The 15368-nt window shown below is 46.9% G+C and carries 16 protein-coding genes; 4 read left to right on the plus strand and 12 right to left on the minus strand.

All coding sequences use genetic code 11. The annotated features are described in order from the left end of the window. Positions 1 to 48: 48 nt before the first annotated feature. Positions 49 to 837, minus strand: a complete 789-nt coding sequence (locus LJ740_RS15445) for a peptidylprolyl isomerase (protein ID WP_229530008.1) — start codon at positions 835 to 837, stop codon at positions 49 to 51. A 574-nt stretch (positions 838 to 1411) separates the two neighbouring features. Here LJ740_RS15445 and LJ740_RS15450 point away from each other — a divergent pair. After that, the gene (locus tag LJ740_RS15450) at positions 1412 to 3004 is read left to right on the plus strand and encodes an ABC-F family ATPase (protein ID WP_229530009.1); all 1593 of its coding nucleotides are present in this window, start codon (positions 1412 to 1414) and stop codon (positions 3002 to 3004) included. A gap of 141 nt (positions 3005 to 3145) precedes the next feature. Beyond that, complete coding sequence (rluF, locus tag LJ740_RS15455) at positions 3146 to 3883, plus strand: 23S rRNA pseudouridine(2604) synthase RluF (RefSeq protein ID WP_229530010.1); 738 nt, start codon at positions 3146 to 3148, stop codon at positions 3881 to 3883. A 55-nt stretch (positions 3884 to 3938) separates the two neighbouring features. Here the strand turns inward: rluF and LJ740_RS15460 are convergent, their stop codons facing one another. Next, on the minus strand, positions 3939 to 4682 hold the full coding sequence (locus LJ740_RS15460) for a TrmH family RNA methyltransferase (protein WP_229530011.1): 744 nt from the start codon (positions 4680 to 4682) through the stop codon (positions 3939 to 3941). Positions 4683 to 4777: 95 nt separating this feature from the next. Between LJ740_RS15460 and rlmE the strand changes: the two genes are divergently transcribed. Next, positions 4778 to 5398: a 23S rRNA (uridine(2552)-2'-O)-methyltransferase RlmE gene (gene rlmE, locus LJ740_RS15465; protein WP_229530012.1), complete on the plus strand. Its 621-nt coding sequence runs from the start codon at positions 4778 to 4780 to the stop codon at positions 5396 to 5398. A 29-nt stretch (positions 5399 to 5427) separates the two neighbouring features. Here rlmE and ylqF read toward each other — a convergent pair whose 3' ends face one another. Beyond that, positions 5428 to 6432 carry a ribosome biogenesis GTPase YlqF gene (gene ylqF, locus LJ740_RS15470; RefSeq protein WP_229530013.1) on the minus strand — a complete coding sequence of 335 codons (1005 nt, stop codon included), beginning with the start codon at positions 6430 to 6432 and terminating at the stop codon, positions 5428 to 5430. Between the two features lie 212 nt (positions 6433 to 6644). On the opposite strand from ylqF, the gene LJ740_RS15475 reads away from it, so the two are divergent. Beyond that, positions 6645 to 7757: a Kelch repeat-containing protein gene (locus LJ740_RS15475; protein WP_229530014.1), complete on the plus strand. Its 1113-nt coding sequence runs from the start codon at positions 6645 to 6647 to the stop codon at positions 7755 to 7757. Here the strand turns inward: LJ740_RS15475 and LJ740_RS15480 are convergent. The 9 genes from LJ740_RS15480 to LJ740_RS15520 form a co-directional block, all read right to left on the minus strand. Beyond that, positions 7754 to 9217, minus strand: coding sequence for a potassium/proton antiporter (locus LJ740_RS15480; RefSeq protein ID WP_229530015.1), 1464 nt, complete (start codon positions 9215 to 9217; stop codon positions 7754 to 7756). The two genes, LJ740_RS15475 and LJ740_RS15480, sit on opposite strands and share 4 nt — an antisense overlap. A 19-nt stretch (positions 9218 to 9236) precedes the next feature. Further along, positions 9237 to 11780 carry a protein translocase subunit SecD gene (gene secD, locus LJ740_RS15485; RefSeq protein WP_229530016.1) on the minus strand — a complete coding sequence of 848 codons (2544 nt, stop codon included), beginning with the start codon at positions 11778 to 11780 and terminating at the stop codon, positions 9237 to 9239. Between the two features lie 73 nt (positions 11781 to 11853). Beyond that, positions 11854 to 12219, minus strand: coding sequence for a hypothetical protein (locus LJ740_RS15490; RefSeq protein ID WP_229530017.1), 366 nt, complete (start codon positions 12217 to 12219; stop codon positions 11854 to 11856). Between the two features lie 85 nt (positions 12220 to 12304). After that, a complete protein-coding gene (locus LJ740_RS15495; protein WP_229530018.1) occupies positions 12305 to 12868 on the minus strand; it encodes a GNAT family N-acetyltransferase in 564 nt (187 codons plus the stop codon). Positions 12869 to 12880: 12 nt separating this feature from the next. After that, complete coding sequence (locus tag LJ740_RS15500) at positions 12881 to 13075, minus strand: hypothetical protein (RefSeq protein ID WP_229530019.1); 195 nt, start codon at positions 13073 to 13075, stop codon at positions 12881 to 12883. 116 nt (positions 13076 to 13191) lie between these two features. Further along, complete coding sequence (locus tag LJ740_RS15505; protein ID WP_229530020.1) at positions 13192 to 13569, minus strand: nuclear transport factor 2 family protein; 378 nt, start codon at positions 13567 to 13569, stop codon at positions 13192 to 13194. A gap of 18 nt (positions 13570 to 13587) precedes the next feature. Further along, a complete protein-coding gene (locus LJ740_RS15510; RefSeq protein WP_229530021.1) occupies positions 13588 to 14067 on the minus strand; it encodes a VOC family protein in 480 nt (159 codons plus the stop codon). 48 nt (positions 14068 to 14115) lie between these two features. Continuing rightward, the gene (locus LJ740_RS15515) at positions 14116 to 14472 is read right to left on the minus strand and encodes a YciI family protein (protein ID WP_229530022.1); all 357 of its coding nucleotides are present in this window, start codon (positions 14470 to 14472) and stop codon (positions 14116 to 14118) included. Positions 14473 to 14482: 10 nt separating this feature from the next. After that, a complete protein-coding gene (locus LJ740_RS15520) occupies positions 14483 to 15355 on the minus strand; it encodes a YciI family protein (RefSeq protein WP_229530023.1) in 873 nt (290 codons plus the stop codon). Between the last annotated feature and the right edge of the window lie 13 nt (positions 15356 to 15368).

Here is a 15368-nt window from a genome sequence, read left to right on the forward strand (position 1 = left end):
TGTTCGCTTCGCCTTTTCGTTGTGATCAACTGGTACCTTCTGTCAAGGTCAGGATTTTTGTCTGCGACGTAATAATAGTGCTGGCAGCGACAGCATTATCAATAGCAGGGGGTTAAGAGCACCGCCTGAAGAACCACCGTCGGAAGGGTTGTCTGAACCGCCACCATTACCGCTGTTGATCAGGGTATTTGGCGTGGGATTCAGGTCCGGGTTAGTGACAGTAGCCGAGTCTGTGACCACGATATCAGTGATCAGGACAAAATTCTCTTCATCCGGGTCTACGCCATTGGCTGCGTCATCTTCACTGTAATTATTCAGCGGGATCGATGTAGCCGCACCGCCCAGATTAAAACGGGGCAACTCGCTGATTTGATCAACAATATTCATGCCGTCGCCAATAACCTGGCCAAAAACGGTAAAACCGCCATTTTGTACATCCAGATTTTGGCTGTTGTCGGCGAGATTGATATACCACTGTGAGGTGGCGCTATTTGGATCTCCAGCCAGTTTTGCCATAGCTATAGTGCCACGCACATTCGACAGCTCAGGCTCATTCACTACCGGTACGCCGGTTGCGACATTATCCAGCGGTAATTCGTTGTTGTACTGAAAGCCTCCAGCCTGAATAACGAAGTCAGTTTCAAGACGGTGAACCACATTGTTGGCATAGGCACCGGAATTGACATATTCAAGGAAGTTTTCAACAGTTTCAGGTGTGTCCTCATCGAACAGGTTCACGCTGATGGTGCCCATATTGGTGCGAATTTCCACGACGGTTGCCGCAGCCTGACAACTTAGCAGGGCGACTGAAATAAAAGCGAGTATTGTTTTTAGCACGATTAGATTCTTATTCTGAGTGGTTAAAAAATTGGGGCTAATGGTAAGGAAACTACAAAGGTGTCAAAACTGTTTTCGTGTATCAATTTGTAACTTTTGAATTAGCATTCCCTTGATTGATAGTATACGCCGTTTAAGGGCGCCGTTATACCGGGTGAGCGCATGAATGCTCATTTTGCGACCATGATGTCAGGAAACTTAGTGTCGTTGTTTTATAACACAGCAAGACTACCTTGCTTTTGCTTTTGCTTTTGCTTTTGCTTTTGCTTTTGCTTTTGCTTTTGCTTTTGCTTTTGCTTTTGCTTTTGCTTTTGGTTTTGCTCAGAGTTTATTCGAAGTACTGAACCTCACTACCTTTATGTGCAGTCGGACGCCCCGACAATAAGGTCAATATGATATCTGTTATTGCGGCTCTAATTTGATTGGCAACGCAATCACAGAGCCATTGCGCAGATGGATAATCCAGTCTTAAAAAGTTGGCGGGAACTGACCCACATTAAGTGGTTGTCTGCTATACTGCGCGCCAGCCAGCCTAACGGCTATTCTGACAACCTTAATTTTTGAGTATCCCCCTTTGATAAGTGCCGCCAATATCACCATGCAGTTTGGCTCTAAACCGCTGTTTGAAAACATCTCCGCTAAATTTTCCAATGGCAATCGCTATGGCCTGATTGGGGCCAATGGCTGTGGAAAGTCTACGTTTATGCGTATTCTTAGCGGCAAGCAAGCTCCTACAGCCGGAAATGTTTCTTTAGCACCGGGCACCAAGCTTGGGGTACTGAATCAGGACCAGTTTGCGTACGAAGAGATGTCGGTGGTAGATACTGTGATCATGGGCGATACCGCGCTTTGGCAAGTGAAGCAAGAGCGCGATGCCATTTATGCCAAATCGGATATGACCGAAGAAGAGGGCATGCGGGTTGCGGATCTGGAAGTGCAATTTGCTGAGATGGATGGTTATACCGCCGAGGCGCGAGCCGGTGACATCTTGGCTGCAGCAGGCATTGAGGAAAGCTATCATTTTGGATTGATGAAAGAGGTGGCTCCGGGACGTAAAGTGAGGGTGCTATTAGCGCAAGCCCTGTTTGCTGAACCCGATGTGTTGTTGTTAGACGAGCCTACCAACAACCTGGATATTTATACCATCCATTGGTTGGCAGAAGAGTTGAACAAGCGTAAATCCACCATGCTGATCATTTCGCACGATCGCCATTTTCTTAACTCGGTTTGCACCCATATGGCGGATATCGACTACCAGGATTTGCGCATCTTCCCTGGCAATTATGATGACTTTGTCGCTGCCGCCGCCTTAATTCAGGAACAACTTCAGCACGAAAATGCCAAAAAATCTGCTGAAATTGAGGATTTACAAGCCTTCGTGGCCAGGTTTTCCGCCAATGCTTCCAAAGCCAAGCAGGCCACTTCACGGGCCAAACGCCTGGAAAAAATTGAACTGGCGGAGATAAAAGCCTCCAGTCGACGTCGTCCTTATATTCAGTTTAAGCAACATAAAAAACTGCATCGCCTAGCCATTACACTGGATGGCATTGGCCATGGTTATCCGGATTTACCGCTGTTTAATGACGGAAACTTATTACTTGAAGCAGGCTCTCGATTGGCGGTAATCGGTGAAAATGGTGCCGGCAAAACCACCTTATTAAAATGTCTGATCAGTGAATTAAGCGTTAACGAAGGGCGAATTAAGTGGGCCGAAAATGCTGCCATTGGCTATGTTGCACAGGACAGCAGCCGTGATTTTGATGGGGACTGGACCCTGTATGAGTGGATGTCTTTATGGCGCGGCGAAAAGCACGACGACATTCAGGTGAAAGCCATGCTAGGACGCTTGTTATTTAGCGCCGATGATTTTAATAAGAAAGTTAAGGTGTGCTCAGGTGGCGAGAAAAACCGTCTGCTCTTCGGTAAATTGATGCTGCAAGATATTAATGTTCTGGTGCTTGATGAACCCACTAACCACCTGGATATGGAATCAATCGAAGCCTTGAATGACGCCTTGTTGCGCTTTGATGGCACCATTATTTTTGTCAGTCACGACCATGAGTTTATCTCTTCACTGGCAACCCAGGTAATAGAAATCAAAAATCAAAAACTGAACTACTTCGATGGCACTTATGATGAGTTTCAGGCCAGTAATGCCAGTCAGTAATGTCAGTAAGAATTGAAATCGCGATAAATGACATTAGCCATTTGTGTTTAAACCACTGCCTGGATGAGGAAATTTCGATATACTTTGTCAAAATTACCACCCGCCTTTAAGGCACCTAAGCCGTGACATAGACTTGTTAATATGACGACTGAAGCACCTAAGCGACTAAATAAATTCTTGAGCGATACCGGCGTTTGCTCGCGTCGGGAGGCCGATAAACTGATTGAACAAAAGCGTGTCACTATCAACGGTAAGTTGCCTGAACTGGGGACCAAAGTTCAGTCAGGTGATACGGTTAAATTGGATGGCAAAACGGTCGGTAGTGTTGCCAAAGATAAGTCTGATCGCATTTATATTGCCTATCATAAACCGATAGGGATTACCTGCACTACGGAGCGGCATGTCAAAGGCAACATCATCGATGCGATTGGCCACAAAGAGCGTATTTTTCCCATTGGCCGACTGGATAAGCCCTCTGAAGGATTGATTTTGCTGACGAGTGATGGCGACATCGTTAACAAAGTCCTGCGTGCAGAAAATGCCCACGATAAAGAATATATCGTGACGGTTAATCAGCCGATTAGTGAGCGCTTCTTAACGAAAATGGCAAAGGGAGTACCGATTCTGGGCACCGTGACCAAACCTTGTAAAGTCAGTGCACGAGGCAAATTCCAGTTCAGTATTATTCTGACGCAAGGGCTGAACCGACAAATCCGTCGCATGTGCGAATTTTTGGGCTATGAAGTAACCAAACTAAAGCGCACTCGTATTATGCACCTGCAACTGGGCAAATTGCCGCCGGGTAAGTGGCGCAACCTGACAAATCAGGAACTACAGCAATTAAAAGACGCGGTAAAACACTCCAGGAAAACCGCATAGCACCGTATTGTCGGTGCAAGATATGCGACAGAACACGCGCGGCAAATGTAGCTTTTTACACTGACAACTGATAGGCGCAGATGCCTACCGAATTGGCCAGGTTTAGTGAGTCAATGCGACCACTGCCGGCAATGGTAAAAGCGTCGGCGTTCAGTGAATTCAGATCCTGCAGAGGCACACCTCGGGCTTCGTTGCCAAACAAATAGCAGTCGTAGTGGCTAAATTCAGGCTGGTTAATTTTCGTTCCCTGTAAATCCAGAAAGGCAAATTTTTGGAATCGTTGTGACAGCGCTTCAAGTGGGACATCGGTTTCCAGCGGCAGATGAAAGATAGCACCCATGCTGGCACGCACTACTTTTGAGTTAAAAGGGTCAACGCTATTTGGGCTGAGCAATAAACGAAAGCCACCAAACCAGACCAGATTACGGATAATGGTGCCGAGATTGCCGGGGTCCTGAACTTCGTAAAGATAAATACAGCGCTCGTTTGGTGTTACTGCGTTCGGTTTTTTATCTGGCGTGGGCAAAGGTACACAGGCCACGACACCCTGGGGTGTTTTGGTATCGCTGAGTTTGGCCATGTGTTTATCGCTGACCACTTCCAGTTGAAAATCAGCCGACAGAGTTTGTGCCCAATCAAGTCTGGATTGAGTGGCATATAACGTGATGCGCCGTTCATCTGCGACATCTTTGCAGGCTTTTTGCAGTTCCATGATGAGATGCTCACCCTCCACCAAATAATGACCAAACTCCGCACGGTATTTTTTTTGATGCAGTTTTTTAACATCGTCTAGTTTCATTTTTATGGGCCTGCTGTCGAGGGAAGCGTTTTGCAATTCAGGCCGGTGAGTTTACAATATTCGCCTTTTTTGCGATACCGGAGCAGGCAAACTTAATGGCGCGATCAAAAACCAGTAAAAAGTGGTTGGATGAACATGTTAACGATCCCTATGTGAAAAAAGCGCAAATGGATGGCTATCGCTCTCGCGCCAGTTATAAGTTGATTGAAATCAATGAAAAAGACGATCTGTACCGACCAGGCAGTGTGGTGGTGGATCTTGGTTCCGCGCCTGGTGGTTGGTCACAGATAGTAGCGCCTGTGGTGGGTGAGCGCGGGCGCGTGATCGCATCCGATATTCTGCACATGGATTCGATTATTGGCGTCGATTTTATTCAGGGGGATTTTACCGAAGAATCCGTTTACGACGCTATTTTACAGGCACTGGGTGGCGCCCAGGCCGATACGGTAATCTCTGATATGGCACCCAACTTAAGCGGTGTTAAAAACACCGATCAATATGCTGCGATGTACCTGGTGGAACTGGCTCTGGATATGGCACGCAACGTGTTAAAACCCGGAGGCAGTTTTTGTGCAAAAGTGTTTCAGGGAGTGGGCTACGAAGAATACGCAAAAGATGTGCGTAGCTCCTTTGACAAGGTCATCGTGCGTAAACCCGCAGCCTCTCGCCCCCGTTCCCGGGAAGTTTATCTGGTAGGTAAGGGCTTTAAAGGCTAATAGCCGGTAACCGGAACCGGCAACATCTTTTAACCACGCCCTTTTTTCATACGTTGACTTTGAGCTGCTCGCTTTTCGGTGCGCTTTTCCTTGCGATCGCGTTTATCGGGTGTCAATGAACCTTCTTTGAATCGTTGTTTACGCCTTGCTTTGTCTGCGGCCTTTTTCTCAGCGGCAGCGACCATTTCGGCTTTTTCTCTGGTCAGCATCTCGGGGGTTTCAAGGCTGATCCTGCCCAGCTTTCCGGCTTGCAGTTCAGTTATCAATACCTCACAGATTTTATGCAGGTTAACCCGGCCACCCGTCATGATTGCCCCCCGCTGCCTGGCCGCTGCTTCCAGAAACGCTAATTCGGTATCTGGCAGCTCTTCAAGTTTATAGTGTGCTTTCATCAATTCCGGGTAGGCCTTAATCAGATAATCGGCGGCAAAAAAACCAACATCATCAAATTCCATCGCGGTATTTTTGACAGCACCAGATGCCGCCAGGCGATAGATAGAGTTGGGATTTTCCTGCTTTGGCCAAAGCACACCGGGAGTGTCATACAGCACGATGCCATCACCAAGATTAATGCGCTGTTGGCTTTTGGTGACCGCAGGTTCGTTACCCGTCCTGGCAATGATGCGATCCGCAAGAATATTGATCAGGGTGGATTTGCCGACATTGGGAATGCCGGTGATCATGGCATTAATGTGTTTTACTGAGGAGTCTTTTTGCGGAAATTGCTTGCGAATCAACCCCAGTATTTGCTTGCTGCCTGCAGGTTTGTCATTGGACGTAGTAATAGTCATGACCCCGCGCTGGCGTTCTAAATCTTCCTGCCATCGGCGGGTTATGTCTGGATCTGCGAGATCAAACTTGTTGAGAATTTTAATACAGGGCTTTTCGCCCCGAATTTTAGCAATTTCAGGGTTTTCACTGGAGTAGGGAATGCGCGCATCCAACACTTCAATCAGGATATCTACCTGACTTAACGACTCTTTTATTTCTTTCAGGGCTTTGTGCATATGCCCCGGAAACCACTGTAACGCCACGTCGACTTCTCTTTAAATCACTCTTGCGTGTATTCTACTGTATTGCTGCTGTATAAGCACCCGCGCAACAGTAGCTGTCCGTCAGGAATGGGTAACAGAGTGGTTATTGCAATGGTAATGATTAGGCTGCTTCATGGTGGAATAGCTGTTGCAGGTGACTGATTAAGCTGCTAATTTTTTCAAACTCAGCCTTAACAGAGCCATCTAATTCAATGCTTAAATCACTTTTTGGAAGTCATCTACCGACGATTCTTCGTCCGTTGGCTTTGTATCGTCAGTTTATCCCGGGGCTGATTCTGACATTCGCAATAGCCGTTGTTCACGCAGAAGATAAATCTGCCCATGCCTGGCAATCGGCGCCAGATTTGCCCTATCGCGTACAGGAGATTTATCCGACGGTTTATAACGACCATATCGTTGTCGCGGGCGGTCTGTCGCCTGATGTGGATGAAAACCGGATTGGGGTATCCGATCGCGTGGTGGCCTATAGCCTTAAAGAGCTGATCTGGATAGAAGCGCCCAGACTGCCTGAGCCGCGTCATCATCCCATGCTGGTGGCGGTAGATAATCGCCTGTTGGCAATGGGGGGATTTACTATTGATGCTCAGGGAGTATGGCACAACAGTGTTGATGTTTATGAATTACAGGCCAATCCGGACATGCCCGAAAAGCCGATTTTGCAACACGGACACTGGCAGAAAGTTGCTCAGTTACCAGCACCTTTAGCCGAAACCTTAAGTGCGGTGCATGAGGGTAAGGTGCATCTTGCCACAGGACGAACCCCTATTAATGCCGAAAAGAACAGTCAGTGGATTGAGCAAACCGACGTGAATACTCACTATATCTTTGACCTGCAAACCCTGACATGGTATCAAGGCGCAGCAGTACCCACCGCCCGAAACAGTGCCTGTAGTGTTCAGGCGAACGGCAACTGGCATACGATTGCTGGCCGAACTGTGGCAGGTGGAAATCTGAGTAGTCACGAAGTGTATAATTTTGCTACTAAAAAGTGGCAAACACTGGCGCCATTACCGCAAGCTCAAGGTGGGTTAGCCTGTGCCGCACACCAACAACATATCTATGTGTTTGGTGGCGAGTATTTTGACAATGGTGGCGGTGTTTATGCCGAGGTTTGGCAATACAACATTGCAACCGATAAATGGCACGCCGCTGGTACTATGCCGAAACCCCGGCACGGCCTTGGTGCACTGAGTGTCGCTGGTGATATTTATGTGATTGCTGGTGCTTTGCAAGCCAGTGGCAATCAAACCAGCGCCATTATGAGTGTCTTTTCACCGGAAAGATTGCAAGCCCAGAAACACTAATCTTCCTCAGGGTAAAAACAACGCTCCACCGCTTCGGTGTCAGACAGTTTGCTGATGATAAACAGGTGGTCGCCCTTTTTCAGTTTGGTACTGCCTTTGGGAATTAAGGTGGTTTTTTTGCGGGCAATGATGGCCACTACGGCGTAGTCCGGTAGGTCCAGTTCACGGATGGTTTTGTTAACCGCTATAGAACGTGCTGACAGCTCAATTTCAATGAGCTCTCTTTGACTTTTTGCAATATTAACAATTTCTAAGGTATTCGAAGAACGGGTTTCATTTTCCAGCACCAGGCCTAATTTTCGTGCGGCAAAAGGCAAGGTAGAACCTTGCAGTAGGGTGGATATCAGAACGATAAAAAATACCACATTGAAGATCAGTTCGGCGTAAGGCATTCCGAAAATTAGCGGGAAAATGGCCAGAATGATAGGTACTGAGCCGCGCAATCCTACCCAGGAAATTAGCAGGGACGCCTTGAACGAGAAACGGGTAAGTAACAGTATCGGCATCACCACCAGTGGTCGTGCAATAAAAATCAGGACACAGGCGATCAGTAGCCCTTCTTTCCAGTGAATAAATAGTTCTGTGGGTGTGACCAGTAAACCGAGAATAACGAACATGGCGATTTGCCCTAACCAGGCCAGGCCGTCCAGAAAGACAAAAGTGTTGCGTTGATAGGCAAAGCGACTGTTACCTACAATGACACCGGTAATAAAGGTCGCTAAAAAGCCGCTGCCATTCAGGTTGGCCGCGACACCAAAGGCCAGTAACCCAAACAGCATAACAAATACCGGATACAAACCGGTGGCCATCAGGGTAACTCGTCGACATAACCACACGGCAATACCTCCTACAGCAAGCCCCACCAACGCTCCCACACCCATCTGACTGCTGAACAACAGCAACAGATCTTCTGGCTGGGTTGTGGTGTCCTGAATAAGCGTAATCAGCCCAATCGTGAGAAATATTGCCATCGGATCGTTTGAAGCGCTTTCCAGCTCCAAAGTGGATTTGAGTTTAGAGGGGATGCTGATCCCGGCATTGCGCAATACCGAAAAAACCGCGGCTGCGTCAGTAGAGCCCACAATGGCACCGAGCAGCAAGCCTTTGTATAGCGGTAAATCCAGGATATAGGTGGCTGCCAACCCGGTGAGGGCCGCAGTGCCAATCACCCCTATCGTCGCCAGCAATGCGGCTGGTTTCCAGGCCTGTTCAATCGATTTTTTTGAGGTCTGTAAGCCACCATCAAACAGGATCAGAATAAGGGCTAACGTACCAATGGCGTGAGCTGCATCGGCATTGTCAAAAAGAATACGACCGATCCCATCTTCGCCTGCCAGCATGCCGACGCCGAGAAATAATACTAAAACCGGGACCCCAAAGCGCGGTGATAATTTACTTGCCAACACACCAATAATAGCGAGTACGGCACTGAGTAAAATAATGTGATCAACTGCGAACATTTTGGGGTCCTTTTTCAGATTAAGGCATGTGTGCCAACGAAGCCTTGATTTCTTCGGCTGTGGGCTTCAACTGCGCTTTACCTTGTTGTTCTCGTCTTGTTCCCAGCCAGTAAAGTAATCCTGAGGTGATGAATAATGTTGAGGACGTTCCAATCACTACCGCAAATGCCATAGGCACGGCAAAACTCTCGACGGCATCACCACCAAAAAAGGCCATGGGAAGCAACACTAATAGTGTGGTCATTGAGGTAAATAGGGTTCTGCTCAATGTGCTGTTAATGGCATTGTTGATGATATTGTTTAACGGTTTGGTTGCATCTATTCTCAGAAGCTCCCGGATACGGTCAAGTACCACAACTTTGTCATTTATCGAGTAACCGATCAGCGCCAATAACGCGGCAACTGCCGTCAGGTTAAATTCAATCCCTGTCAGGGCGAAAAAACCAATGGTTTTCGTTAAATCTAACATCACAGTCAAAAGTGCCGCTGTGGCAAAGTGCGCTTCGAATCGGGCCCAGAGGTATACTAGCATACCTGCACCGGCGATCAGCAATGCCAGAATGGAAAGCTCAGCAAAATTACCGCTGACTTTTGGGCCCACCATATCCACCTTATCAAAGCGCACCTGGCTGTCAGCCTGGGCGATGGCACTTTTTAACTGCTCGATGTGATTGCTGTTGTGGCTTGCAGGATTGTCGGCATCGGTGGAGCTTATAACCGGAGCCCTGAGCAGGTAATGGTGCGCGCTGCCATATTCCTGAATGGCCACCTGTTCAAAGCCATTACTGCGAATCACGTCTCGCAAAGCTTCCGTTGATAATTGTGGTGACGTCAGTTCGATCATAGTGCCACCAGTAAAATCAACGCCGTAATGCAACCCCGGTCTGGCAAACAAACCCACTGACAGCAAAGTTAACAGCAGCGACACCAGCAGCGCCATTTTGCGCTCCGCCAAAAAGTTAATACCGCGCAGTTTGTCACTTAGCCTTAACAACGGTGACGAAAAGGTCAGGGATGAACGGTCCCGCTGGTCAACTCTTCTGAATTGCACTGCACGCAACATCATCATTTTTGTAAGCGCAACTGCCGTAAATACCGAGGTAATCAAGCCTAATGCAATGGTGATGGCAAAGCCCTTTACCGGTCCGCTGCCAAACATAAATAGCAAACTTACAGCAATCAGGGTAGTAAAGTTAGAATCTACAATGGTTGCAAACGCTTTGTTGAATCCTACTTCAATGGCGCTTGTGGCAGGCCGTCCGTTTCGGCTTTCTTCCCTGATCCGTTCATTGATCAGAATGTTAGCATCTACTGCCATACCCATAGTCAGAATTAATCCCGCAATACCCGGCAGGGTTAATGTGGCACCGAATAAGGTGAGGGCCCCAAACACCAATGCGATATTAATACACAAGGCAAAACTGGCAATCGCGCCCCAACGGCCGTATATCGCCACCATAAAAACCAGCACCAGCAGCGCGCCTGCCACACCGGTTTCAATACCGGCCTGAATGGCATCACTACCGAGATCGGGACCTACAGTGCGCTCCTCAATGACGGTAAGTGGTACAGGTAATGCTCCGGTTCGCAGCATCAGCGCAACGTTAGATGCTTCCGGTAACGTGAAGTTTCCGGTAATTTCGCCTCTGCCTCCGGGGATTGGACTATTGATCACCGGGGCGGTGACCACTTTATCATCCAATACAATGGCCAGTGCCCGGCCAATGTTGTCGCGCGTCATCATAGCGAATTGCTTTGCCCCCGCACTATCCAGGCGGAAAGTAACAACCGGTTGCCCGGTTTCGCTGCTCAAGGTCCCGGCGGCATCAACGATGTGTTCGCCTTCCAGGGCGATTTTTTGTTCCAGCTGATAGAGGTGACCACTGTCATCAGGCTTTACCATCGTCTGCCCGGATTGATTGTTAACGACCCAATGAAAACTCATTTGTGCAGTAGTACCCAGCAGTTCTTTGACCTGGGTTGGGTCTGATACCCCGGGCATTTGGACTAAAATAGCATCACTGCCCTGCAGGGTGACATTGGGTTCATTGAGTCCTGTTTCGTTGAGGCGCTTTCGCACCACTTCGACACTGCGGCCCAGTGCATCTTTTAACAGCTTGCTGGTGTACAGTTCACTGAGCTGAACAGTAACTTTCGCCTGCTCTATATCAATTTGCAAAGCGCTGCTTCCCGAGGGTTGCGCAGAAACCGAAAAGGCTATTTCTCTTACTTTGCGCGCATCTTCCTTATGGCGTAGTACAAAACTCATTTCGCCTTTGCCAGAAGCCGGTTTACGGGTATATCGGATATTTTGCTGACGTAGTTCGCCCATTAAATCTTCGCTAAAGCTGCTCAGCTGCTTTTCAAAAAGAGCCTCGGTATCCGCCACAAGTAACAGGTGCGAGCCACCTTGTAAATCCAGACCAAGGGAAAGCGTATTGGTGCTATACCATTCGGGTAATTGCTGTTTTATGTTGTGTGGCAATAGGTTCGGTGCTGCACTGAGTAATCCCAGCAATACGATCAGCAAATACACTAAGCCACGAACTGAAAATCGTGTCATTTTTAAATTCCTGAAATAAATAAAATACAAGGCAAAGGGCGCTTTAATTCGCCGAATCACCGTTTGAATCTGTTTAGGTCAGGATGAGGGGAGGGCCTCTTGGGTTGTGGCGATAGAGTGGGGCAACATTGAGGGCCGTGACCTGCAAAAGTGCGTCATGGACACTAAACCTTTCAGAAATTACCGGGGAATTGTTGGGCAATGCGACCTTGGAGTCGTCGTCACCGTCATTGCTATCAAGCCTGGTGCTATTTAAGCGTAATGTGTACTGATTGCCAGAGTAACTGAATTGAGCATAGGGTGAATCTTCGGTAACCTCGGCCTGATTAGCCACCTGACCGGTCTGAAAACTGGCGCTAAACACCATGCACAACAATACCCACACCAAAAATTGTGGCGCGTGCGAAGTTAACCTGTTTAAGGAATTAGCGCTTCTCAAAAGCAAGTCTGCTCTGGGTTAAACAATAGATTCAGCTCAATGGGTGCAAGATACCCAATGTGGGGTGTATTGTAAATTAATCAAGTTACATAGACTTGTATTGGGTCGGTCCTATCAATTTGTTGAACTGCTTTTTGTCGAAACGATAGCAATACCATGGCTCTGGTTTGCCGGTAATATTGGATATCACTTCATGGCTATAGGTAGCGCCGAGTTTTTCGGTGGCCTTTTGTGAGCGGATGTTGAGTGGTGCAATATGAAACCATACAACATCAAAGAATTGATAGGCATAAGACATCATCAACTGTTTGACTTTGAAGTTGGTATTGCCGCCCCAATGCTTTCGAACAATAAAGGTAAATCCGATGGAGATGTCGTCATCATCTTCATAGAAATAGTACCTGGATGTGCCGATTATTTCATCGTCATTCGTATTGTCGGTGATAACTATTGTGGCATTGGAAGCGATGGCTTTGTCGAACCAGCGTTGAAATACCGATTTTTCGTGGCGATCTTTGCTTGGGTGTCCTTCCCAGATCTTTTTATCCGATGCGCATTGATAAAGTTCGTCAAAGTCGTTTACTCGCAACGGGCGAATGGAGAAGGTATCTCCCTTCAAATGAGGCTGAAAATTGAATTTACCATTCATGGGAGGTAACCCTTACGCATTATTTTTTCGCTCATAATCGACGAAAAGTTTTTTGGTGTATTCTAAAACATGCCATTGTCCGATGAAACCGGCAAGAAACGGCTTGTCTTCACTTCGGGAAGAATATGCTGTTTGGGTGCAGTTTACGTTATCTTCCTCCACTAAATATGCGGCAAACTGGCCGGCATCCGTTGTTAGTTGATTCATGATGGCCTGCCAGCTTGTGTGGGAAACTGACTCCCTGAGTGCAGGTCTTACAGTAACGCTTTGATAACGTCCGGTTTCAGGATCTGACCAAAGCTTTATTCTGGTCAATACTTCCTTTAAGTTTTGATACAGTAAGAGGTAATCGCCTTTATCTTCACGTTTTTTGCTCCATGAAAACGATAAAAGTCGGCGAATGAGTATTGCTGGCCATCTGGCATTTTTAAAATACCATTTGCAGCCCCTTCTTTACCATGTGACAAAACCTGGCAGAGGGTTAATTCAGCTACGTTTTCACACTTTAACTTTTCAAGTTGTTCAATAAATTGGCTTTTTCCTACCAGGTGTCTGTCACCCATGATATTCCATTCGATATCATCTGTTACATGTTCTGTTAAAAACTCGATATCAGCCTTTGCAAAGGCAATATTGAATTGCGTTAAAAGAGCCATTTTAGGTGAGTTACCACAATTGGGTGTTGAAACAATCTTTGTCATATTATTTACAATTTCGTCTTACTTAAGCGCAGAATTTAATGCTGCTATATCGATCTTTTTCATGTTCATCATAGCTTCGAAAGCTTGTTTGGCTTTCACCAGATCTTTACTGGTTGTTAAATCGAGTAGTCTTTTCGGAATGATTTGCCACGAAAATCCCCAGCGGTCTTTGCACCAACCACATGCGCTTTCGCTGCCACCATTGTCAATAATCCTATGCCAATAATGATCTGTCTCCTGCTGGTCATTGGTCACCAGCATAAAGCTTACCGCTTCATTAGGTTTGAAGTATTCCCCACCATTTAAGCCAATGAACTTACGTCCCAATATAGTGAACTCAACGGTTAGCTCACTACCTGTTTGTCCACCACCTGGAATATCACAAGGCGCGGTATTTATTCGCTCAACATGGCTATCGGGAAACGTAGCGGCGTAAAACGCCGCGGCTTTACTGGCTTCACCATGATCAAACCATACACAAGTTACTAGTTCTGTCATAATTATCCTACTTTAGGGGTATTGATATTCGCCACATTCAATCATGCACTAACCTTCAACCTTCTCAGGAAGTGGAAACAATGGCCTCACCTCTACTGTGCCTTTTTCCGCTGGGGGTAAACGGGCTGCTATTTCTAATGCTTCATCTAAATTTTCTACATCCACAATATAATAGCCACCGAGTTGCTCTGTGGTTTCAGCAAAGGGGCCGTCCGTGATTTGTCGCTTACCATCACGAACTCGTAAGCTGGTGGCTGTGGTAATTGAGTCCAAAGGGGCGGCAGAGACTAATTTTCCTTGCGCAGCGAGTTCTTCACTTATCCTCATAGATTTTTGGAAGCAGGATTGCATTTCTTCTTCCGTCCAACAATTTTCGTCACTGTAAATCAATAACATATATTGCATTTTGTACTCCTTAATTATCTGCGGTATCGGGCGCTTCACCCGGTAACATTACCATCCAGGCGACGCCAAATTGGTCAGTAACTTGGCCATAAAGTGGTGACCAAAAGGTTTCTGTTAAAGGCATATTGATTTGGCCATTTTTTGCCAGCGCATTAAAGACTCTATGAGCTTCGTCTGGATCATTTAGGGTTAACGCCAGACTAAAACCACTTATCTCGGTGCCATCACCACAGCCGTCCGAGGCGAATAATTTGATGTTAGCGATATTAAATTCGCAGTGCATGACTTTATCTTCAAAGCCTGGCGTTAATGCATCTTCTGGCAGCGGTTCGGGGCTGTCACTAAAGCGCATTAACATACTAATACTGGCACCTAAGTGCTCCTGGTAATAGTTGAGCGCTTCTTCGCAGCGACCAGAAAAAAACAGATAACTGTTCATAGTGGCTTGTTGCATACTGTTTTGCATCGTGACAGTGTCGCGCAGGCATTGTTCTTTTTCGGCAATTTCGCCAGTAGTATCCCAGTCGGCATAATCTTCCATGGAATAGAAAGGACGAATTTCTATATCCGAATCTTCTAACATGGGGTTAGGGCACTTTTTCACCCACTCGATGGCTTGTTCGATGGAATCGACATTCCATATCCAATAACCAGCTATCAGTTCATTAGTTTCAATAAAAGGCCCCTGGACTACTTCACGTTTGTTACCACTAAAGCGCACTCTAAAGCCTTGATTACTGGGTTTTAAACCGTCACCGGATTCCATGATCCCCGCTTTTACCAGCGTTTCGTTGAACTCACCCATGGCATTCATGAGTTCTTGAGTAGGCGGAACCCCTGCTTCTGAGCTATCCGTTGCTTTGACTATTACCATGACTTTCATAAATTTTTCCTGT

The organism is Planctobacterium marinum (assembly GCF_020687805.1).
Taxonomy (GTDB): domain Bacteria; phylum Pseudomonadota; class Gammaproteobacteria; order Enterobacterales; family Alteromonadaceae; genus Planctobacterium; species Planctobacterium marinum.